Here is a 21124-nt window from a genome sequence, read left to right on the forward strand (position 1 = left end):
TTGCCTGATGACCATAGCGAGTCGGTCCCACCCCTTCCCATCCCGAACAGGACCGTGAAACGACTCTACGCCGATGATAGTGCGGATTCCCGTGTGAAAGTAGGTAATCGTCAGGCTCCCTAAGCCAAGAACCCCCGCCCGAAAGGCGGGGGTTTTTGCATTTCAGCGAAGGAAATGCATAAGGGACTGGGGGTGGCGGCCTGGCTGGAGTTTCCACATCGCCTCTCCCAAATACAACCACTCGCCGCTCCCGGCACGCCAATTGGCCAGTATCATCCGCGATCCCTTGGCCTATTGCTCCTATCTCCGTTCAAAGCTGCAATCTCTCTCCCGCGGCTCGGTTAGCACTCTCGTACGTGATCAGCTTGCCATCGTCGACAACGAGTGTCGGGTCGCCATGCAAATCGCCCGCGGACGACACGCCGAACCACCGAAGCCGAGCCGATTCCTCCACTCGTGTTTCGGCCAAATACCTCAGATCTCGTACGAAATGAACGCTTTATTCGGCGTGTCCACGTAAAATTTGCGAATCCCCATCTCTGCACACAAAACGATGAACGCCGCCATTCAGGTAGCTCGGGCCGTTTGCCCGCATGATTGTCCGGACACGTGCGCAATGCGTGTGACTGTCGAAAACGGCAAGGCGATCAAGGTCACGGGCGATCCCGACCATCCGCCGACACAAGGCGTGTTGTGTACGAAAGTCAGCCGATACGCCGATCGCGTTCATCACCCCGACCGCCTCACCGTCCCGCTCAAGCGCATCGGTGCCAAAGGGGAAGGGCATTTCGTACCCGTCAGCTGGGACGAGGCGTTCGATGAGATCGGCCGTCGTCTCGGTGAAATCGCGGCGCGCACACCGGAAGCAATCGTGCCGTACAGCTATGCGGGGACGATGGGGCTCGTGCAGGGGGAGGGCATCGCCCAGCGATTCTTCCACAAGCTCGGTGCCTCGCGACTCGAGCGCACGATCTGCGCGGCGGCCGGTGCAGCCGGGTTGCGTTACACCTATGGCGGCAGTCTCGGCATGCACCTCGAGCATTTCGAGGAAAGCGAGCTGATTCTGATTTGGGGGGCAAACCCGATCGCGTCAAGCCTGCACTTCTGGACGCGAGCGCAGGAAGCGAAGCGCCGAGGCGCACGGCTTGTCGCCATCGATCCGTATCGTTCGTTGACAGCGGAGAAGTGCCATCAGCATATCGCGTTGAAACCCGGTACCGACGGCGCGTTCGCACTCGGCATGATGCACGTGCTGATTACCGAGGACCTGCTCGATCACGATTACATTGTCAGCCATACGCTCGGCTTCGACGCGCTCAAGGAGCGCGCGATGTCCTATCCGCCGGAACGCGCTGCGCAGATCTGCGGGATCGACGCGTCGGAGCTGATCGACCTTGCACGTCGTTACGGTGCGACCCGCAAGGCATCGATCCGCCTCAACTACGGCATGCAGCGCGTTCGCGGCGGTGGCAATGCCGTCCGCGCGATCGCAAGCCTGCCGGCGCTGACGGGCGCCTGGCGGGATCGAGCCGGCGGGCTGTTGCTCTCGTCGTCGGAATCCGCGCCGGTCAACCAGGCTGCGCTGCTTCGCCCGGATTTGATGCCGGGCTGGCCGCACAAACTGCCACGCATCATCAACATGAACGCGATTGGCGACGCGCTGCTGCACCCGGGCGATGCAACCTTCGGGCCGAAGGTCGAGGCGGTGATCGTATACAACTCGAACCCGGTGGCTGTCGCGCCGGATTCATCGAAGGTCGCGGCAGGGTTCGCGCGTGACGATCTGTTCACGGTCGTTCTCGAACATTTCAAGACAGATACCGTCGATTTTGCCGACATTGTGTTGCCGGCAACCACCCAGCTCGAGCACCTGGACATCCACAAATCGTACGGTCACACCTATGTGATGGCGAACCTGCCGTCGATTCCTCCGGTGGGAGAGGCGCGGCCGAATACGGAGATCTTCCGCGGCATCGCGCGCAGCATGGGGCTGGACGAACCGGCGCTCTATCACAGCGACGAAGAGGTCGCGCGCGCGGCGCTCCGCTGGGACGATCCGGTGCTCGACAGCGATTGGGACACGCTGAAGCGCGCCGGCTGGCTGAAGCTCAAGCTGCCGGAGGCGCCGTTCGCGAACGGTGGTTTCCGCACGCCGTCCGGCAAGTGTGAGTTCTACAGCCCCCGACTCGAGCAGATGGGCGCGGATCCCGTGCCCGACTACCTGCCGCCGTTCGAGTCGGCCGAGGCCGCGCCCGAGCTCGCCGCACGCTATCCGCTCGCGATGATCTCGCCGCCGGCTCGCCACTTCCTGAACAGTACGTTCGTGAACGTCGACAGCCTGCGTCATACCGAAGGCGAGCCGCATCTCGACATCCACCCGTCCGACGCCGATGCGCGCGGGATCGCCGAAGGTGACGTCGTCCGCATCTTCAACGACCGCGGATCGATGCAGGCGCTCGCGAGAATTACCGATCGCGCACGCGCAGGGCTCGTCGTCGGGCTGTCGATCTGGTGGAAGAAGCTGTCGCCGGACGGCAGAAACGCGAACGAAGTGACCAGCCAGGCGCTGACCGATCTTGGCAATTCGGCGACGTTCTACGACTGCCTCGTGGAAGTTGAGCGCATTTGATCGGATATCACCGTATGATCAGACGAATTTCCACGGAAGTTCGAAGTGGACATCTAACCCTGTTGTCTCGGAACGAGCGAGCCGTTACGATGCGTTTTAGCACGACCATTCGAAAATCTGTGAGGAGACGCGCGGCATGGACAAAATTTGGCTGAAATCGTACCCACCCGGCGTTCCAGCCGAAATTGACGCGTCTCCTTATCCCTCTGTTCCCGACCTGCTCGACGAGAGCTTCCGGCAGTATCGCGACCGCACGGCATTCGTCTGCATGGGCAAGGGCATCACGTACGGCGAACTCGACAAGCTGTCGCGCCAGTTCGGCGCATGGCTGCAATCGCGCGGGCTTGCGCGCGGGGCGCGCGTCGCGATCATGATGCCGAACGTGCTGCAGTACCCCGTGGCGATCGCCGCGGTACTGCGCGCGGGCTACACCGTCGTCAACGTCAACCCGCTCTATACGCCGCGCGAGCTCGAGCATCAGCTGAAGGACAGCGGTGCGGAGGCGATCGTCATCCTCGAGAATTTTGCATCGACGCTGCAGGCCGTCATCGCGAATACGGGCGTCAAGCACGTCGTCGTCGCATCGATGGGCGATCTGCTGGGCATCAAGGGATGGCTCGTCAACTACGTCGTGCGCAACGTGAAAAAGATGGTGCCTGCCTGGCAGCTGCCGTCGTTCACGCGCTTCAAGGCCGCGCTGTCGGAAGGTGCGCGCCAGGCATTCAAGGCGCAGAAGATCGGCCCCGATGACGTCGCGTTCCTGCAATACACGGGCGGTACGACCGGCGTGGCGAAGGGGGCGACGCTGCTGCACCGGAACATCGTGTCGAACGTGCTGCAGGCGGGCGCCTGGCATCATCCGGCTCACGAGAAGTTTCCGGACGTGAAACAGTTCGTGACCGTTGTCGCGCTGCCGCTGTATCACGTGTTCGCGCTGACCGTCTGCGGATTCCTGACAATGCGTACCGGTGGCATGGGCATCCTGATCCCGAATCCGCGCGACATCGCCGGCATGATCAAGGAGCTGAAGGGCTACCAGATCTCGACGATCCCGGCGGTCAACACGCTGTACAACGCACTGCTGAACCACCCGGAATTCAATCAGCTCGACCTGTCGAAGCTCGTGATCGCCAACGGCGGCGGCATGGCGATCCAGGAAGGCGTCGCGAAACGCTGGTATGAAAAGACCCATACCGCGATTATCGAAGGTTACGGGCTGTCTGAAACGTCGCCGGTGGCGACCTGCAACCCCGTGACCGCGACCGAGTACAGCGGGACGATCGGCTTGCCGCTGCCGTCGACCGAAGTGGCGATTCGCGACGATGCGGGCAACGACGTCGCGCTCGGCGAACCCGGCGAGATCTGCATCCGCGGGCCCCAGGTGATGGCCGGCTACTGGAACCGGCCGGACGAGACCGCGAAGGTCATGTTCGCGGACGGCTTCTTCAAGACGGGCGACGTCGGCGTGATGGATGCGCGAGGTTACGTGAAGATCGTCGACCGGAAGAAGGACATGATCCTCGTGTCGGGCTTCAACGTGTACCCGAACGAAGTCGAGGACGTGGTGGCGTCGCATCCGGGCGTGTTCGAGGTGGCGGCGGTCGGGGTGCCCGACGAGCATTCCGGCGAAGCCGTGAAGCTGTTCGTCGTGAAGAAGGACCCGGCGCTCACCGACAAGGACATCCTTGCCTACTGCAAGGAGCGGCTCACCGGCTACAAGCGGCCGAAGCTGGTCGAGTTCCGTACGGAGCTGCCGAAAACGAACGTCGGCAAGATCCTGCGGCGCGAACTGCGCGACGGACGCGCATAACGGCGGTCGATCGGAACGAAAAAGCCCGGCTCGTGCCGGGCTTTTTCGTTTGCGGCTTGACCCGGAAGAGGCTGTTTCCGCGCGAGGCGGCTTCTGGGGTGGGCTCGATGCGGCAGCAATGCGTTACGACGCAGCAAGGACGGGACGGTGCTTCCTCGACGAGCGCATCGTAGTCGATACGGTTCGCCACGCTCCGGCTTCGCGGCTGCACCGACCGGAAAAGAAAAAGGCGCCCGAAGGCGCCTTCAATATGCTGCGGCTTGCCAGGCAAGCTGATTAGAACTTGTGACGGATGCCGACGCGTGCTGCGACCTGGTTGGCCGAGCTCGAACCTGCGAGACCGTTGATCGCTGCCGTCGCCTTCAGGACGTTGCCGTTCGAGTCGAGCACGTTGCCCGATGCGTGCTGGTACACGCCGATTGCGTACACGTCCGTACGCTTCGACAGGAAGTAGTCGACGCCCAGCGAGCCTTGGTGGTACTTGGCTGCCGAGTTGCCGTCGATCTTGCTGCCTTGCGTGTAGTCGTACGCAGCGCCGAGAATCAGCGCCGGGGTCAGCTGATACTTGAAGTTGATTTCGCCGTTGTTGAACGTCGCGGTCTGGTTCACGAACGGGCCTGCCGAGAAGCCCTTGAACTTCGTGTTCGAGTACGTCGCGCCGATCGTCGCTGCGCCGAACGTGTAGGCGCCGCCTGCACCGATGACCTGGTACGTGTTCGCGTTGTTCGCGTACGCGCCGTAGATCGGCGACGAGACCGACGAAGACGCCGAGCCGTTGTTGAACATGCCGCCGAACTGGTTCGGCGTACGTGCGTTCAAGTAACCGACGCCCAAGACCAGCGGGCCGTTGTTGTAGCCTGCGCCGAGCGACCAGACCTGGTTCTTCGAGAACTGGCCTGCCTGACCGCCGAAGCTGTACAAGCCGCCGAACGAGAAGCCGCCGTAGGTCTGGCTCGTGAACTTGACTGCATTGTTCACGCGATACGCGTTGTTGAAGTTGTCGAGGTCGCCCGGGTGAGCGGCGATGTAGCCGCCCCACTGGTCGCCTGCCTCGAGCGGGCCGACGAAGTCGACGACGGAGTCGTATTGACGACCCAGCGTGACCGTACCGTACTGGCTCGACAGGCCGACGTAAGCCTGACGACCGAACATCAGGCCGCCCTGACCGAGCTTGCCGCTGTTCACGTCAAAACCGTTTTCGAGAGTGAAGATCGCCTTCAGGCCGCCACCGAGGTCTTCGGTGCCGCGCAGGCCGAACCGGCTGCCTTGCATCACGCCGCTGGCCATGCTGTACAGGTGCTTGCCGCCCGCGTTGTTGTTGAAGAGCAGGCCTTCATCGATGATGCCGTAAAGCGTCACGCTGCTTTGCGCATGGGCAGCGCCAGCGAACGCGCCCAGCGCGACGAGCGCGAGAAGCGACTTTTTCATTAACGGATCTCCAAAATTCACTGAATTTTTCTGGCGGGGCGGATAGTTATGTTCTGTTGACGGGCCCCATCAACTTCGCAAGAAGTCGGACGTAATGTAGCAAAACCGTTTTTTGCCACAAAGCGAAATGCCGCAGCTCAAGGTCGCCATGTTTCCTTTATGCAACAATGGTTAAAATCACGGGTTAACCGCAATTTCCGCTGAATAATCAAGTCGGTTACGCAGCGGACTCGTGCCCCTTGCCGCTCGCGGCGGCACCTGCAGCCAGGAGAACAGGATGGTGTTTGATGAACTGATCAGCGAATTCGATCGCGGCCTGCGATCGCTGACCGGCATTAGCCGGATGAGCCGGCCGGTGCCCGCGCCGGCGGAGGCGCCGGCCGTCGAACTGACGCCTGCGGAGCGTACGCATGCCGCCGGGCTGATGCGCGTGAACCACGTCGGCGAGGTCTGCGCGCAGGCGCTGTACCAGGCGCAGAAACTCACCGCGCGCACGGCGTCGGCGAAGGCGATGTTCGAGGAAGCCGCACGTGAGGAAGAGGATCACCTCGCGTGGACCGCGCATCGCCTGAAGGAGCTCGACTCGCGCCCGAGCCTGCTGAACCCGCTCTGGTATGCGGGTTCGCTCGCAATCGGCGTGGCGGCCGGCGCGCTCGGCGACAAGGTCAGCCTCGGCTTCATGGCCGAGACCGAACGGCAGGTCGAGAGCCATCTCGAAGGCCACATGTCCGAGTTGCCGGCGGCCGATACCGCGTCGCGCGCGATCGTCGACCAGATGCGGATCGACGAGGTGAAGCACGGCAAGGCCGCGGCCGACGCGGGCGGGATCGAGCTGCCGCTGCCCGCGCGAATGCTGATGCGCGCCGCGTCGAAAGTCATGACGAGCACTGCGTACTATCTGTGAGATTCCCACCGGGGCGATGCGTGAGTCGCCCCGGTTCCCCACCGCTGATACCGCCCGTTTATTCCTCGTTTTCCCGCCCACGAAAGCCCCGTCCGCACACCCGTCTGGCCCGTCTTTCTCACGTATCACCTTCACAAGTTGCACTAGCTCATTCATTTATAACGGTTTTTAGAATGAGGGGCCGCATGAGCATGTGCGCGTAAGTCCTTGTTCTAACTAACAAAATTCGTCAAAAAAGCGGGCCGCTCCCTTGACCGTGCCACACCCTTCCTCTAAAGTGGGAGACAGTGTGAGAAAGTGTATTTTTGTGTGATTTGGCGGGCTATTCCGGCTAAATTCTCAGCATTGAGCGGGTGCTTCGGTGCCCTGAACGGGAGAGCGGAAAGTGTTCCAAGGGGCGTCGGCGCTGACGCTCGATGCGAAAGGGCGGATGTCGGTGCCGGCTCGCTATCGCGAAGCGCTGCAAGGACAGGCAGAAGGACGGGTGACTGTGACCAAGCACCCGGACGGCTGCCTGTTGCTGTTTCCGCGCCCCGAATGGGAGGTATTCCGCGCCAAGATCGCCGCGCTGCCGATGGACGCGCACTGGTGGCGGCGCATTTTTCTCGGCAATGCGATGGATGTCGATCTCGACAGCGCGGGCCGGATTCTCGTATCGCCCGAGCTGCGCATGGCAGCCGGACTGGAAAAGGAAGTCATGTTGCTGGGAATGGGTAGTCACTTCGAGCTGTGGGATTCGCAGACCTACAACGCGAAGGAGCAGGCAGCGATGGCGCAGGGCATGCCCGACGCGCTGAAGAATTTCACGTTCTGATTGCGGTGACGGAGACGCCCGCGATGGGAAACGAATTGCAGCATCGGACCGTGTTGTTGGACGAAGCGGTCGACTCGCTCGTGACGCGACCGGACGGCATTTATGTCGACGGTACGTTCGGGCGCGGCGGCCATAGCCGCGCGGTGCTCGCGCGGCTGGCGCCGGGCGGGCGGCTGATCGCGTTCGACAAGGATCCGAGGGCGATCGAGACGGCGCAGGGCATCGAGGATGCGCGCTTCTCGATCGTGCATGACAGCTTTGCATCGATGCGCGACGCGCTTGCGGCGCGCGGCGTCGAGAAGGTGTCGGGTGTGTTGCTCGACCTGGGCGTGTCCTCGCCGCAGGTGGACGATCCGGCGCGCGGCTTCAGCTTCCGCGCCGATGGTCCGCTGGACATGCGGATGGATCCGACGCGCGGCGAGTCGGCGGCGGAATGGCTCGCACGGGCTTCGGTGCAGGAATTGACGGAGGTGATACGGGATTATGGGGAAGAACGGTTTGCTTTTCAGATTGCAAAGGCGCTTGTTGCTCGCCGGGCAGAGTCCGACCGTCTTGGGCCTCTCGACACCACGGGCGAGCTTGCCCAAATCGTGGGTCACGTCGTCAAAACCCGTGAGAAGGGCAAGGATCCGGCAACCCGCACCTTTCAGGCTATACGGATTCACGTCAATCAAGAGCTTGCGGACCTGCAAGTCGTACTAGACGCGGCACTGTCGTTGCTGGAGCAAGGGGGGCGGCTGGTGGTCATCAGCTTTCATTCACTCGAGGACCGGATCGTCAAGCGATTCATGCAGGCGCACGCGAGTGCGCCTGCGGTCGATCGTCGCCTGCCGATCCGCGCCGTCGACCTCCCGAGCCCGCCGCTCAAGATCATCAGCCGCCAGTTTCCCAGTGAAGCGGAAGTCGCTGCCAATCCGCGCGCCCGCTCGGCCGTGATGCGCATTGCGGAGCGCGTCACGCCATGAGCCGCTTCAACATCTTCCTGCTGATCATCGTGATGGGTTGCGCGCTGTCGGTCGTCAATTCGACGAACCAGCAGCGCCAGATCTTCATCCAGCTGCAGCGTGCGCAGTCGCAGGAGCGTCAGCTCCAGCAGGACTACGCGCAGCTTCAATATCAGCAGAGCGCGCTGTCGAAGACGTCGCGCATCGAGCAGCTCGCGAACGATTCGCTGAAGATGCAGCCGATCACGACCGGCCGCACGCAATACCTGACGCTGCCGCCGGGCGCCGCGAAGGCGATCGATGCACCGATCCCGGCTTCGGCGGACACGGCTGGCAAGGGCAAGGGAGGCGCGCGATGAAGCCGTCCCCGCAGCGCCATAACGTGAAGTTCTCGTCGAGCCCCGTGCTGGGCGTGCATCTGCCGATGTGGCGCTCGAAGCTCGTCGTGTTCCTGCTGTTCATGGCGTTCGTCGCGCTGGCCGCGCGCGCGTTCTGGATCCAGGGGCCCGGCAACGCGTTCTATCGGAAGCAGGGCGAAAGCCGCTACCAGCGCACGATCGATCTGCCGGCGACGCGCGGCAAGATTCTCGACCGTAACGGGCTCGTGCTCGCGACGAGCCTGCCCGTGCGCGCGATCTGGGCGATTCCCGACGCGGTGCCGGACGATCTCGATGCCGACAAGGTCAACCAGCTCGGCAAGCTCCTCGGCATGACGTCGAAGGAACTGCGCGTGAAGCTGTCGGAAGACAAGGGTTTCGTCTACGTCAAGCGTCAGGTGCCGATCGACGTTGCGGACAAGGTCGCCGCGCTCGACATTCCCGGCATCTATCAGCGCAACGAATACAAGCGCTTCTATCCGGAAGGCGAGATCACCGCTCACCTGATCGGCTTCACGAACGTCGAGGACGAAGGGCAGGAGGGCGTCGAGCTGGGCGACCAGAAGATGCTGTCCGGCACGTCGGGCATGCGTCGCGTGATCAAGGACCGGATGGGGCACATCGTCGAGGACGTCGCCGAGCAGATCCCGCCGCACAACGGGACCGACGTCGACCTGTCGATCGACAGCAAGATCCAGTACATCGCGTACGCGAACCTGAAGGCCGCCGTCGAGAAGTTCAAGGCGAAGGCTGGCGCGGCGATGGTCGTCGACGTGCGCACCGGCGAAGTGCTCGCGCTTGTCAACTACCCGACGTACAACCCGAACGACCGCTCGCGCATGACGGGCGAGCAGTTGCGCAACCGGATCATGACCGACGTGTTCGAGCCGGGCTCGATCATGAAGCCGTTTACGGTGTCGCTCGCGCTCGACCTGCACCGCGTGACGCCGAACACGCTCGTCGAGACGGGCAACGGGCATTTCGTGCTCGATGGCGCACCGATCACCGACGACGCGGGTTTCGGCACGCTGACGGTCGGCGGCGTGATCCAGAAGTCGAGCAACATCGGCGCGACGAAGATCGCGATGACGATGCGGCCCGAGGAAATGTGGAATATGTATACGAGCATCGGCCTCGGCCAGGCGCCGAAGGTCGGGTTCCCGGGCGCGGTGGCCGGCCGCCTGCGTCCGTGGAAGAGCTGGCGCCGCATCGAGCAGGCGACGATGTCGTACGGCTACGGGCTGTCGGTGTCGTTGTTCCAGCTCGCACGGGCGTACACGGCGATCGCCCACGACGGCGAGCTGATGCCCGTGACCATTTTCAAGACCGACCCCAATCAGCCGGTCGCTGGCACGCAGGTATTCAACCCGACCACCGCGCGCGAAGTGCGCGCGATGCTCGAGACGGTGGTGGCGCCGGGCGGCACGTCGCCCGATGCGGCTGTGCCGGGCTATCGCGTCGGCGGCAAGAGCGGTACCGCGTACAAGCATGAAGGTCACGGCTACACGCGCAAGTACCGCGCGTCGTTCGTCGGGATGGCGCCGATGCCGAATCCGCGTATCGTCGTCGCGGTGTCGGTCGATGAGCCGACCGCCGGCAGTCACTTCGGCGGCCAGGTGTCCGGCCCCGTATTCTCGGCGATCGCCGGCGACACGATGCGTGCGCTGAACGTGCCGCCGAACATGCCGATCAAGCAGCTCGTCGTGTCTGACGATTCGCCGGCAGCACCTTCCGCGACAGGGCCGCAAAAGCTGCCCGCGGGTGGCGGTGCGAAGCATATGATCGTGTCCAGCACGACGCGTAATTCACCAGGAGTTGTTCGATGAGCGCCGCTCGCAGTTCCCATCCGGCGCATCAGCAGATCGCAGCCGCGCTTGCGTGGCTGCGTCAGCATGTGGCCCCCGCGGCGCAACTGCATGCCGACACGCGCAGCCTCAAGGCGGGCGACGTGTTTTTTGCGTATGCGGTCGACGGGGCCGACAACCGCGCATTCATTGCCGAAGCCGTCGCACGCGGTGCGGCCGCCGTGCTGTATCAGCCGGAAGGGCTGGACGCTGCGCCGGCGGTGCCCGTCGCACTGGCCGTGCCGGCGCTCGACCAACTCGCCGGCGAGATCGCCAGCGGCTGGTACGGCGATCCGAGCGACAGCCTGCTCGCGGTGGGCGTGACCGGCACGAACGGCAAGACCTCGTGCACGCAGTGGATCGCCACCGCGCTGACGGCGCTGCACCAGCCGTGCGCGGTGATCGGCACGCTTGGCACCGGGATGCCCGGCCAGCTCGTGCCGACCGGCTTCACGACCCCCGACGCACCGCAGCTGCAGCGCAGCCTCGCGCAATTGCGTGACGCGGGCGCGAAGGCCGTCGCGATGGAAGTGTCGTCGCACGCGCTGCACCAGGGGCGCGTGAACGGTACGGCTTTCGACATCGCAGTGTTTACGAACCTCACGCAGGATCACCTCGACTATCACGGCACGTTCGACGCGTACGAAGCCGCGAAGGCGAAGCTGTTCGCATGGCGCGGCCTGCGCGCGGCGGTCGTCAACCGCGACGACACAGCGGGGCGGCGCCTGCTCGAGAAACTGGCCGGCCGCGTGCGCACGATCGCGTACGGGATCGGTGACGCACCGGCGCCGGACGCCGATCGCGAACTGGTCGCGATCGACGTGCGCGCCACCGCGAACGGCACGGCGTTCCGCCTGCGTTCGTCGTGGGGCGACGCGGACGTCGAGGTCGGCACGCTCGGCACGTTCAACGTCAGCAACCTCCTCGCGGTGCTCGGTTCGCTGCTCGCGTCCGACGTGCCGTTCGACGCGGCGCTCGCCGAGATCGCAAGGCTCGAGTCCGTCAACGGCCGGATGCAGCGGCTCGGCGGCCGGCTGCAGAACGACGAACCGCTGGTCGTGATCGACTACGCACACACGCCCGACGCACTCGAAAAGACGCTCGACGCGCTGCGCCCGATCGCTACGGCGCGCGGCGGGCGGCTCGTCTGCATGTTCGGCTGCGGCGGCGATCGCGATGCGACGAAGCGCCCGCTGATGGGCGCGATCGCGGAGCGGCTCGCCGACGAAACCGTCGTCACGAGCGACAACCCGCGCAGCGAGGATCCGCAGCGCATCATCGACCAGATCGTCGCGGGCATGACCGCGCCCGATCACGCACGCCGTATCGAGGATCGCGCGAGCGCGATCCTGCAGGCCGTGCGCGGCGCCGCACGCGAGGATGTCGTCGTGCTGGCCGGCAAGGGCCACGAGGCCACGCAGGAAATCATGGGCAAGAAGCGTACGTTCTCCGACCAGGATCACGCACGGCTCGCGCTGGCAGCGCGTGCGACGCATGGCAAGGGAGGCGCCGAATGACGATGCTCAGTCTCGGCGAAGCCGCTCGCCTGATCCCCGGCGCAACCGTCCACGGCGACGCGGGCGTCACGTTCGACCGCGTGTCGACGGACAGCCGTACCGCCGGCCCCGGCGACCTGTTCGTCGCATTGAAAGGCGAGCGCTTCGATGCGCACGACTTTCTCGGCGATGTCTCCGCGCGCGGTGCCGCCGCGGCGCTGGTCGCGCACGTGCCGGCGGGCGTCACGATGCCGGTGATCGAAGGCGGCGAAACGCGTGCCGCGCTCGGCGCGCTTGCGCATGGCTGGCGCAAGCGATTCGCGCTGCCGCTCGTCGCGGTGACGGGCAGCAACGGCAAGACGACCGTCAAGGAAATGATCGCGTCGATCTTCGCGGCGGCGGTCGGCGCCGACGCGCGGCTCGCAACGGCCGGCAACCTGAACAACGATGTCGGCTTGCCGCTGACGCTGCTGCGCCTGTCGGCCGCGCATCGTCTCGCGGTGATCGAGATCGGGATGAACCACCCGGGCGAGACGGAAGTCCTCGCGCGCCTCACGGCGCCGACGGTTGCGCTCGTCAACAACGCACAGCGTGAGCACCAGGAATTCATGGCGACGGTCGAAGCCGTCGCGCTTGAACACGCGGCCGTGATTCACGCGCTGCCGCCGGACGGCGTCGCGGTGTTCCCGGCGGATGACGCCTATGCGGGCATCTGGCGCGTTGCGGCGACGGGCAACCGGATCCTCGATTTCGCGCTGCACGATGCCGAACGGCAGAACGACGCGCAGGTCACGGGCCGCCTGCACGGTGGCGAACTTGCGATCGACACGCCCGCGGGCGCCGTCACGGTGCGGTTGCGCGCGCTCGGCGAGCACAACGCGCGCAACGCGCTGGCCGCCACGGCGGCGGCACTGGGTGCCGGCGTCGCGCTGTCGGCGATCAAGCAGGGTCTCGAATCGTTCGAGGCGGTCAAGGGCCGGCTGCAGGTGAAGCAGGCGATCGCAGGCAGCCTCGCGGGTGCAACGGTCGTCGACGATACGTACAACGCGAATCCCGATTCGATGCGTGCCGCGATCGACGTGCTTGCCGCGCAACCGGCGCCGCGCGTGCTGGTGATCGGCGACATGGGCGAGGTCGGCGACGAAGGCCCGGCCTTCCATCGCGAGGTCGGTGCCTACGCGCGCGAGCGCGGGATCGACGCGCTGTTCGCGCTCGGCGACGCGTCGCGCGATGCCTGCACCGCGTACGGCGACACGGCGCGCCATTTCGGCGACGTCGGCGCGCTGGTCAGCGCATTGCTCGCGGCGGGCTACGGCGCGCAGGCGACGCTGCTCGTGAAGGGCTCGCGGTACATGAAGATGGAGCGCGTGGTCGACGCGCTGACGAACCAACCCGCGGCGGGCACGGCGCCCGCCGCACACTGAGTAGAAGGAAGGAAGCATGCTGCTGGCGCTGGCGCAATGGCTGCAAGGAGACGCAAGCTTTTTGCGCTTGTTCACGTACCTCACGTTCCGTGCGGTGATGGCCACCATCACCGCGCTCGGGATCGGGCTCGTGTGCGGACCGTGGGTGATCCGCAAGCTGACGCAAATGAAGGTTGGCCAGGCCGTGCGCAAGGACGGCCCGCAGACGCACCTGGTCAAGTCCGGCACGCCGACGATGGGCGGCGTGCTGATCCTGATCGGCATCGCGGTCGCGACGCTGCTGTGGGGCGACCTGACGAACCGTTTCATCTGGATCGTGATGCTCGTCACGTTCGGTTTCGGCGTGATCGGCTGGGTCGACGATTACCGCAAGGTCGTCCACAAGGACCCGCGCGGGATGTCGTCGCGCGAGAAGTATTTCTGGCAATCGGTGATCGGGCTGTTCGCAGCGGTCTACCTCGCCTTCAGCGTGTCCGAGGCGAACAACGTGCGCGTGTTCGACCTGTTCATGGCGTGGGTGAGGAGCGGCCTGTCGATGGGGCTGCCGGCACGCGCCGACCTGATGCTGCCGTTCCTGAAGTCGATCAGCTACCCGCTCGGCGTGTGGGGCTTCATCGTGCTGACGTACTTCGTGATCGTCGGCGCGAGCAACGCGGTGAACCTGACCGACGGCCTCGACGGCCTCGTGATCATGCCGGTCGTGCTGGTCGGTGCGTCGCTGGGTGTGTTCGCGTACGTGATGGGCAGCGCGGTCTATTCAAAATACCTGCTGTTCCCGCACATTCCGGGCGCAGGCGAACTGCTGATCTTCTGTTCCGCGATGGGTGGGGCAGGGCTTGCGTTCCTCTGGTACAACACGCACCCCGCGCAGGTGTTCATGGGCGACGTCGGTGCGCTGGCGCTTGGCGGCGCGCTCGGCACGGTCGCGGTGATCGTGCGCCAGGAAATCGTGCTGTTCATCATGGGCGGCATCTTCGTCGCGGAAACGCTGTCGGTGATGCTGCAGGTTTCGTGGTTCAAGTACACGAAAAAGCGCTACGGCGAAGGGCGGCGCCTGCTGAAGATGGCGCCGCTGCATCACCATTTCGAATTGTCCGGCTGGAAGGAAACGCAGGTGGTCGTGCGTTTCTGGATCATCACGCTGATGCTGTGCCTGTTCGGTCTGACCACCCTCAAGCTGCGGTAAAGGAAAGGTAACAAGGATGTCTGGCGAGATGTTTGGAGATCGGCAACGGCCGATGGTGCTCGTACTGGGGCTCGGGGAATCGGGTCTCGCGATCGCGCGATGGTGCGCGAGGCACGGGTGCCGGCTGCGTATTGCCGATACCCGCGAGGCGCCGCCGAACCTTGCCGCGCTGCAGGCCGAAGGCATCGATGCGGAATTCGTCGGCGGGGCGTTCACGCCTGCGCTGCTCGACGGCGGCATCGAGCTCGTCGGGCTGAGCCCCGGGCTGTCGCCGCTCGAGCCGGCACTCGCGGCGCTGATCGCGGCCGCGAACGAGCAGGGCGTCGCGGTGTGGGGCGAGCTGGAATTCTTCGCGCAGGCGCTGCGTGCGCTCGGCACGAGCGGCTACCAGCCGAAGGTGCTCGCGATTACCGGCACCAACGGCAAGACCACGACGACGAGCCTCACCGGCCTGCTGTGCCAGCGCTCGGGCAAGAAGGTCGCCGTTGCGGGCAACATCAGCCCCGCGATGCTCGACCGGCTCGCCGGTGCGATCGACGAAACCGCGTTGCCCGACGTCTGGGTGCTCGAACTGTCGAGCTTCCAGCTCGAGACCGCGCGCACGTTCGCGCCCGATGCGGCCGCGATCCTCAACATCACGCAGGACCACCTCGACTGGCACGGCAGCTTCGACGCGTACGCGCAGGCAAAGGGCCGGATCTTCGGCGCGACGACCACGCGCGTGCTGAACCGCGACGATGCGGCCGTGATGAAGTTCGCCCCGGCAGCCGGCGCGGCCGATGCGCCGCGCACGGTCACGTTCGGCCTGAACGAACCGGTGCAGGACGGCGACTACGGGCTGTCGCGCGATAACGGCATCGCGTGGCTGGTCGAAGCGGTCGATCGCGACGCCCCGGATGAAACCGCGACGACGACCCGTCGGCGCAAGCGCGATGCCGCGCATACCCCCGACATCGCGCAGAAGCGCCTGATGCCGGCCGACGCACTGCGTATCCGCGGGCTGCACAACGCGGCGAACGCGCTGGCCGCGTTCGCGCTCGCACGCGCGATCGACCTGCCGGCCGCGCCGCTGCTGCACGCGCTGCGCGAATACCGCGGCGAAGCGCATCGCGTCGAAGTGATCGCGACGATCGACGACGTGGACTACGTCGACGACAGCAAGGGCACGAACGTCGGCGCGACGGTCGCCGCGCTCGACGGGCTTGCGCAGAAGATCGTGCTGATCGCGGGCGGCGACGGCAAGGGGCAGGATTTCGCACCGCTGGTCGCGCCGGTCGCGCGCTGGTGCCGCGCGGTGATGCTGATCGGCCGCGACGCACCGGCGATCCGCGACACGCTCGCCGAAACGGGCGTGCCGCTCGTCGACCACGCGACGCTCGAAGGGGCGGTGCACGCGGCGGCCGACCTCGCGGAACCGGGCGATGCGGTACTGCTGTCGCCTGCCTGCGCGAGCCTCGACATGTTCCGGAACTACGCCCATCGCGCGGATGTGTTCCGCGCGGCGGTCGACGAAATCGCCATCGACAAAGGAGCGACGCCATGAGCTGGTCCGATCGCCTCGTCTCCCGATTCAACGATCGGCGCGACACCGGCGGCAATGCCGCGGGCGGCCGCGTCGCGTCGGCCACGCGCGCCGCGACGGGCGGCCTCGCGAGCGTCGTCAACGGCGTGCGCCCGAGCCGTTCGCGGATGCTCGACTTCGACTACTCGCTGCTGTGGGTCGCGATCGCGTTGCTCGGGCTCGGCGTCGTGATGGTGTATTCGGCGTCGATCGCGATGCCCGATTCGCCGAAATACGCGTCGTATCACGATTACGCGTTCCTGATGCGCCACTGCATCTCGCTCGCCGTCGCGTTCATCGCGGCGGTGATCGCGTTCCGCGTGCCGGTGTCGACGTGGGACAAATACGCGCCGCAACTCTTCCTGATCGCGCTCGTCGGCCTCGTGATCGTGCTGATCCCGCACGTCGGCAAGGGCGTGAACGGTGCGCGCCGCTGGATTCCGCTCGGCATCACGAACATGCAGCCGTCGGAAATCATGAAGCTCGCAGTGACGATCTACGCGGCGAACTACACGGTGCGCAAGCAGGAATACATGCAGAGCTTCGCCAAGGGCTTCCTGCCGATGGCGTTCGCGGTCGGCCTGGTCGGTGCGCTGCTGCTGCTCGAGCCGGACATGGGCGCGTTCATGGTGGTCGCGGCGATCGCGATGGGCGTGCTGTTCCTCGGCGGTGTGAACGGCAAGCTGTTCGGCGGTCTCGTCGCGACCGCGATCGGCACCTTCACGATGCTCGTGTGGCTGTCGCCGTGGCGTCGCGAGCGGATCTTCGCGTACCTCGATCCGTGGGACGAGCGCTACGCGCAGGGCAAGGCGTACCAGCTCACGCACTCGCTGATCGCGTTCGGCCGCGGCGAGTGGTTCGGCGTCGGCCTCGGCGGCAGCGTCGAGAAGCTGAACTACCTGCCGGAAGCGCATACCGACTTCATCCTCGCGGTGATCGGCGAGGAGCTCGGTTTCGTCGGCGTGCTGGTCGTGATCCTGCTGTTCTACTGGATCGTGCGCCGCGCGTTCGAGATCGGCCGTCAGGCGCTCGCACTCGATCGCACGTTCGCGGGCCTGATGGCGAAGGGTATCGGCATCTGGTTCGGCGCGCAGACCTTCATCAACATGGGCGTGAACCTCGGGCTGCTGCCGACCAAGGGCCTGACGCTGCCGCTCGTGAGCTACGGCGGCTCGGGCATTTTGCTGAACTGCGTCGCGCTCGCGGTGTTGCTGCGGGTGGACTATGAGAACCGGGTGCTGATGCGGGGAGGGAAGGTATGACCGCGTCGCAACGCACGCTGATGGTGATGGCAGGCGGCACCGGGGGCCACGTGTTCCCGGGGCTCGCGGTCGCGCACCGGATGGAAGCGGCGGGCTGGCGCGTCGTTTGGCTCGGCAATCCGGCCGGGATGGAAGCGACGCTCGTGCCGAAGCACGGCATTCCGATGGAATACGTGCGGTTCGGCGGGCTGCGCGGCAAGGGCCTGAAGACCAAGCTGACACTGCCGTTCAACCTGCTGCGCGCATGCGGGCAAAGCCTTGCCGCGCTGCGCCGTGTGCGGCCCGACGTCGTGCTCGGGATGGGCGGCTACATCACGTTCCCGGCGGGCGTGATGACCGCGCTGTCGGGCCGTCCGCTCGTACTGCATGAACAGAATTCGATCGCGGGTCTGACGAACAAGGTGCTCGCGAAATTTGCGAAACGCGTGCTCGTCGCGTTCCCCGGCGCGCTGCCGCACGCGGAATGGACGGGTAACCCGATTCGCGCGGAACTTGCCGGCACGGAAGCGCCCAAAGCACGCTATGCATCGCGCAGCGGCCCGCTGAACGTGCTGGTTGTCGGCGGCAGCCTCGGGGCGGCCGCGCTGAACGAAGTCGTGCCGCGCGCGCTGGCGATGCTGGCGCCGGGCGAACGCCCGCGCATCGTGCACCAGGCAGGCGCGAAGCACATCGAAGCATTGAAGGCGCATTACGAAGCGGCCGGTTTCGCGGCCGGCGAAGACGTGCGGCTCGTGCCGTTCATCGACGACATGGCGGCCGCGTATGCGGCGGCGGATCTCGTGATCTGCCGGTCGGGGGCGATGACGGTGTCGGAGATCGCGGCGGTGGGTGTGGCGGCGCTGTTCGTGCCGTTCCCGTACGCGGTCGACGATCACCAGACGAGCAACGCCGCGTTCCTCGCCGATGCGGGCGCGGCCGTGCTGGTGCAACAACGCGACCTGTCGGCGGAACTGCTTGCCGACTGGCTGCGCGGCCAGTCGCGGGCATCGCTCGCGGACATGGCGGAACGTTCGCGCTCGCTGGCGAAGCCCGAGGCCACCGACGAAGTCGCGCGCGTGTGCGCGAAGGCGGCCGGCGCGAACCTGGAACAACTGCAATGAAACACATCGTCAAACACATTCATTTCGTCGGGATCGGCGGCGCGGGCATGAGCGGCATCGCCGAAGTGCTCGTCAACCTCGGCTACGAGGTCAGCGGCTCGGACCTGTCGCGCAACGCGGTGACCGATCGTCTCCAGGCGCTCGGCGCACGGATCGCGATCGGCCACGACGCGGCGAACATCGAGGGCGCGAACGCGGTCGTCGTGTCGACGGCCGTGCGCTCGGACAACCCGGAAGTGCTGGCCGCGCGCGCGAAGCGCGTGCCGATCGTGCAGCGTGCGGTGATGCTAGCGGAGCTGATGCGCCTGAAGCAGGGCATCGCGATCGCCGGCACGCACGGCAAGACCACGACGACGAGCCTCGTCGCGAGCGTGCTCGCGGCGGGCGGGCTCGACCCGACCTTCGTGATCGGCGGGCGCCTGATCAGTGCCGGCGCGAACGCGCGGCTCGGCACGGGTGACTTCATCGTCGCCGAGGCCGACGAGTCGGACGCATCGTTCCTGAACCTGTATCCGGTGATCGAAGTCATCACGAACATCGATGCCGATCACATGGACACCTACGGCCACGATTTCGCGCGGCTCAAGCAGGCGTTCATCGAATTCACGCAGCGCCTGCCGTTCTACGGCAGCGCGGTCGTGTGCGTCGACGATCCAAACGTGCGGCAGATCATCCCGTTCATTTCGAAGCCGGTCGTGCGCTACGGGCTGTCGCCGGACGCGCAGGTTCGCGCCGAAGACATCGATGCGCGCGACGGCCGCATGCATTTCACGGTGATCCGCGAAGGGCGCGCGCCGCTCGCGGTCGTGCTGAACATGCCAGGCCTGCACAACGTGCAGAACGCGCTCGCGGCGATCGCGATCGCGACCGATCTCGGCGTGTCGGACGACGCGATCCAGCTGGCGCTGGCGGAATTCAACGGCGTCGGCCGGCGCTTCCAGCGCTATGGCGACGTGCCGACCGCGGACGGCGGCCAGTACACGCTGATCGACGACTACGGGCATCACCCGGTCGAGATGGCTGCGACGATCGCGGCCGCGCGCGGCGCGTTCCCGGGCCGCCGCCTCGTGCTGGCGTTCCAGCCGCACCGCTACACGCGCACCCGCGACTGCTTCGACGATTTCGTCAACGTGCTGTCGACGGTCGACGCGCTGGTGCTGACGGAAGTCTACGCGGCGGGCGAGGCGGCGATCTCGACCGCCAACGGCGACGCGCTGTCGCGTGCGCTGCGCGCGGTGGGGAAGGTTGACCCGGTGTTCGTCGCGACGGTCGACGACGTGCCGGACGCATTGGCGAAGGTCGCGCAGAACGGCGACGTGGTGATCACGATGGGCGCGGGTTCGATCGGCGGCGTGCCGGCGAAGGTCGCGCAGCACACTCAACAGAAGGCATGACATGAGCGGGATTGATCCGAAACGTTTCGGCAAGGTGGCGGTGTTGTTCGGCGGCGAGTCCTCGGAGCGCGAGGTGTCGCTCACGTCGGGCAAGCTCGTGCTGCAGGGCCTGCGCGACGCGGGCATCGACGCGCACCCGTTCGACCCGGCCGAGCGGCCGTTGTCGGCGCTGAAAGACGAAGGGTTCGTGCGCGCGTTCAACGCACTGCACGGCGGCTACGGCGAGAACGGCCAGATTCAGGGCGCGCTCGATTTCTACGGCATTCGCTACACGGGCAGCGGCGTGCTCGGGTCTGCGCTCGGCCTCGACAAGTTCCGCACGAAGCTCGTGTGGCAGCAGACGGGCGTGCCGACGCCGCCGTTCGAGACGGTGCTGCGCGGCGACGACCTCGCGGCGCGTGCGACGGACATCGTCGCGAAGCTCGGCCTGCCGCTGTTCGTGAAGCCGGCGAGCGAAGGCTCGAGCGTCGCGGTGCTGAAGGTGAAGACGGCCGACGCGCTGCCGGCTGCGCTCGCGGAAGCCGCAAAGCATGACCCGATCGTGATCGTCGAGAAGAGCATCGAGGGCGGCGGCGAGTACACCGCCTGCATCGCCGGCGATCTCGACCTGCCGGTGATCAAGATCGTGCCGGCCGGCGAGTTCTACGACTATCACGCGAAGTACGTCGCCGACGACACGCAATACCTGATTCCGTGCGGGCTGCCCGCCGACAAGGAAGCGGAGCTCAAGCGCATCGCGCGCCGGGCGTTCGACGTGCTCGGCTGCACCGACTGGGGCCGCGCGGATTTCATGCTCGACGCCGACGGCAACGCGTACTTCCTGGAAGTGAACACCGCGCCGGGCATGACCGACCACTCGCTGCCGCCGAAGGCCGCGCGCGCGGTCGGCATCAGCTATTCGGAGCTGGTCGTGAAGGTGCTGTCGCTCACGCTCAACGACTGACGCAGGAA

16 protein-coding genes and 1 rRNA gene are annotated in these 21124 nt (G+C 65.8%); 16 read left to right on the top strand and 1 reads right to left on the bottom strand.

The window, feature by feature from the left end; translation table 11 throughout:
• Positions 1-3 precede the first annotated feature (3 nt).
• From rrf to CFB50_RS02615, 3 genes are all read left to right on the top strand, one after another.
• Positions 4-116, top strand: a 5S ribosomal RNA gene (rrf, locus tag CFB50_RS02605).
• A 437-nt stretch (positions 117-553) separates the two neighbouring features.
• Positions 554-2629: a molybdopterin-containing oxidoreductase family protein gene (locus CFB50_RS02610; protein WP_089444893.1), complete on the top strand. Its 2076-nt coding sequence runs from the start codon at positions 554-556 to the stop codon at positions 2627-2629.
• Between the two features lie 136 nt (positions 2630-2765).
• Complete coding sequence (locus CFB50_RS02615) at positions 2766-4439, top strand: long-chain fatty acid--CoA ligase (protein ID WP_089439157.1); 1674 nt, start codon at positions 2766-2768, stop codon at positions 4437-4439.
• A 276-nt stretch (positions 4440-4715) separates the two neighbouring features.
• On the opposite strand, the gene CFB50_RS02620 is transcribed toward CFB50_RS02615, so the two are convergent.
• Positions 4716-5867: a porin gene (locus CFB50_RS02620; protein WP_069247044.1), complete on the bottom strand. Its 1152-nt coding sequence runs from the start codon at positions 5865-5867 to the stop codon at positions 4716-4718.
• A 277-nt stretch (positions 5868-6144) separates the two neighbouring features.
• Here CFB50_RS02620 and coq7 point away from each other — a divergent pair, with 277 nt between their 5' ends.
• From coq7 to CFB50_RS02685, 13 genes are all read left to right on the top strand, one after another.
• Positions 6145-6771, top strand: a complete 627-nt coding sequence (gene coq7 / locus CFB50_RS02625; protein ID WP_027788457.1) for a 2-polyprenyl-3-methyl-6-methoxy-1,4-benzoquinone monooxygenase — start codon at positions 6145-6147, stop codon at positions 6769-6771.
• 385 nt (positions 6772-7156) lie between these two features.
• On the top strand, positions 7157-7585 hold the full coding sequence (gene mraZ / locus CFB50_RS02630) for a division/cell wall cluster transcriptional repressor MraZ (protein ID WP_006487094.1): 429 nt from the start codon (positions 7157-7159) through the stop codon (positions 7583-7585).
• 23 nt (positions 7586-7608) lie between these two features.
• Entirely contained in the window at positions 7609-8550 is a 942-nt protein-coding gene (rsmH, locus tag CFB50_RS02635) for a 16S rRNA (cytosine(1402)-N(4))-methyltransferase RsmH (protein ID WP_089444894.1), read from the top strand.
• Positions 8547-8888 carry a cell division protein FtsL gene (ftsL, locus tag CFB50_RS02640; protein WP_009694564.1) on the top strand — a complete coding sequence of 114 codons (342 nt, stop codon included), beginning with the start codon at positions 8547-8549 and terminating at the stop codon, positions 8886-8888. Before rsmH ends, ftsL begins: the two co-directional genes overlap by 4 nt.
• Complete coding sequence (locus tag CFB50_RS02645) at positions 8885-10732, top strand: peptidoglycan D,D-transpeptidase FtsI family protein (protein ID WP_089444895.1); 1848 nt, start codon at positions 8885-8887, stop codon at positions 10730-10732. The genes ftsL and CFB50_RS02645 overlap by 4 nt, the downstream gene beginning before the upstream one ends.
• Positions 10729-12267 (top strand): UDP-N-acetylmuramoyl-L-alanyl-D-glutamate--2,6-diaminopimelate ligase, encoded by a 1539-nt coding sequence (locus tag CFB50_RS02650; RefSeq protein ID WP_089444896.1) that lies wholly within the window; start codon positions 10729-10731, stop codon positions 12265-12267. Before CFB50_RS02645 ends, CFB50_RS02650 begins: the two co-directional genes overlap by 4 nt.
• Positions 12264-13670 carry a UDP-N-acetylmuramoyl-tripeptide--D-alanyl-D-alanine ligase gene (locus CFB50_RS02655; RefSeq protein ID WP_089444897.1) on the top strand — a complete coding sequence of 469 codons (1407 nt, stop codon included), beginning with the start codon at positions 12264-12266 and terminating at the stop codon, positions 13668-13670. The genes CFB50_RS02650 and CFB50_RS02655 overlap by 4 nt, the downstream gene beginning before the upstream one ends.
• Positions 13671-13686: 16 nt before the next feature.
• Positions 13687-14856 (top strand): phospho-N-acetylmuramoyl-pentapeptide-transferase, encoded by a 1170-nt coding sequence (gene mraY / locus CFB50_RS02660; RefSeq protein WP_006477019.1) that lies wholly within the window; start codon positions 13687-13689, stop codon positions 14854-14856.
• A gap of 28 nt (positions 14857-14884) precedes the next feature.
• Complete coding sequence (gene murD, locus CFB50_RS02665) at positions 14885-16399, top strand: UDP-N-acetylmuramoyl-L-alanine--D-glutamate ligase (protein ID WP_089444898.1); 1515 nt, start codon at positions 14885-14887, stop codon at positions 16397-16399.
• A complete protein-coding gene (ftsW, locus tag CFB50_RS02670; protein WP_069247050.1) occupies positions 16396-17679 on the top strand; it encodes a putative lipid II flippase FtsW in 1284 nt (427 codons plus the stop codon). The genes murD and ftsW overlap by 4 nt, the downstream gene beginning before the upstream one ends.
• A complete protein-coding gene (murG, locus tag CFB50_RS02675) occupies positions 17676-18779 on the top strand; it encodes an undecaprenyldiphospho-muramoylpentapeptide beta-N-acetylglucosaminyltransferase (protein WP_089444899.1) in 1104 nt (367 codons plus the stop codon). The genes ftsW and murG overlap by 4 nt, the downstream gene beginning before the upstream one ends.
• The gene (gene murC, locus CFB50_RS02680) at positions 18776-20173 is read left to right on the top strand and encodes a UDP-N-acetylmuramate--L-alanine ligase (RefSeq protein ID WP_069247052.1); all 1398 of its coding nucleotides are present in this window, start codon (positions 18776-18778) and stop codon (positions 20171-20173) included. The genes murG and murC overlap by 4 nt, the downstream gene beginning before the upstream one ends.
• A gap of 1 nt (position 20174) precedes the next feature.
• Positions 20175-21116 (top strand): D-alanine--D-alanine ligase, encoded by a 942-nt coding sequence (locus tag CFB50_RS02685; RefSeq protein WP_089444900.1) that lies wholly within the window; start codon positions 20175-20177, stop codon positions 21114-21116.
• Positions 21117-21124 lie beyond the last annotated feature (8 nt).

The sequence above is a fragment of the Burkholderia sp. AU33423 genome, from assembly GCF_002223135.1.
Taxonomy (GTDB): Bacteria; Pseudomonadota; Gammaproteobacteria; order Burkholderiales; family Burkholderiaceae; genus Burkholderia; species Burkholderia lata_D.

Excerpts from the sequence above, each read along its gene's own strand:
- murC (WP_069247052.1), top strand. The coding sequence starts at position 18,776 with ATGAAACACATCGTCAAACACATTCATTTCGTCGGGATCGGCGGCGCG.
- CFB50_RS02650 (WP_089444896.1), top strand. The coding sequence starts at position 10,729 with ATGAGCGCCGCTCGCAGTTCCCATCCGGCGCATCAGCAGATCGCAGCC.
- rsmH (WP_089444894.1), top strand. The coding sequence starts at position 7,609 with ATGGGAAACGAATTGCAGCATCGGACCGTGTTGTTGGACGAAGCGGTC.
- mraY (WP_006477019.1), top strand. The coding sequence starts at position 13,687 with ATGCTGCTGGCGCTGGCGCAATGGCTGCAAGGAGACGCAAGCTTTTTG.
- coq7 (WP_027788457.1), top strand. The coding sequence starts at position 6,145 with ATGGTGTTTGATGAACTGATCAGCGAATTCGATCGCGGCCTGCGATCG.
- CFB50_RS02645 (WP_089444895.1), top strand. The coding sequence starts at position 8,885 with ATGAAGCCGTCCCCGCAGCGCCATAACGTGAAGTTCTCGTCGAGCCCC.
- CFB50_RS02615 (WP_089439157.1), top strand. The coding sequence starts at position 2,766 with ATGGACAAAATTTGGCTGAAATCGTACCCACCCGGCGTTCCAGCCGAA.
- CFB50_RS02610 (WP_089444893.1), top strand. The coding sequence starts at position 554 with ATGAACGCCGCCATTCAGGTAGCTCGGGCCGTTTGCCCGCATGATTGT.
- CFB50_RS02655 (WP_089444897.1), top strand. The coding sequence starts at position 12,264 with ATGACGATGCTCAGTCTCGGCGAAGCCGCTCGCCTGATCCCCGGCGCA.
- ftsL (WP_009694564.1), top strand. The coding sequence starts at position 8,547 with ATGAGCCGCTTCAACATCTTCCTGCTGATCATCGTGATGGGTTGCGCG.
- murD (WP_089444898.1), top strand. The coding sequence starts at position 14,885 with ATGTTTGGAGATCGGCAACGGCCGATGGTGCTCGTACTGGGGCTCGGG.
- CFB50_RS02620 (WP_069247044.1), bottom strand. The coding sequence starts at position 5,867 with ATGAAAAAGTCGCTTCTCGCGCTCGTCGCGCTGGGCGCGTTCGCTGGC.
- CFB50_RS02685 (WP_089444900.1), top strand. The coding sequence starts at position 20,175 with ATGAGCGGGATTGATCCGAAACGTTTCGGCAAGGTGGCGGTGTTGTTC.
- ftsW (WP_069247050.1), top strand. The coding sequence starts at position 16,396 with ATGAGCTGGTCCGATCGCCTCGTCTCCCGATTCAACGATCGGCGCGAC.
- murG (WP_089444899.1), top strand. The coding sequence starts at position 17,676 with ATGACCGCGTCGCAACGCACGCTGATGGTGATGGCAGGCGGCACCGGG.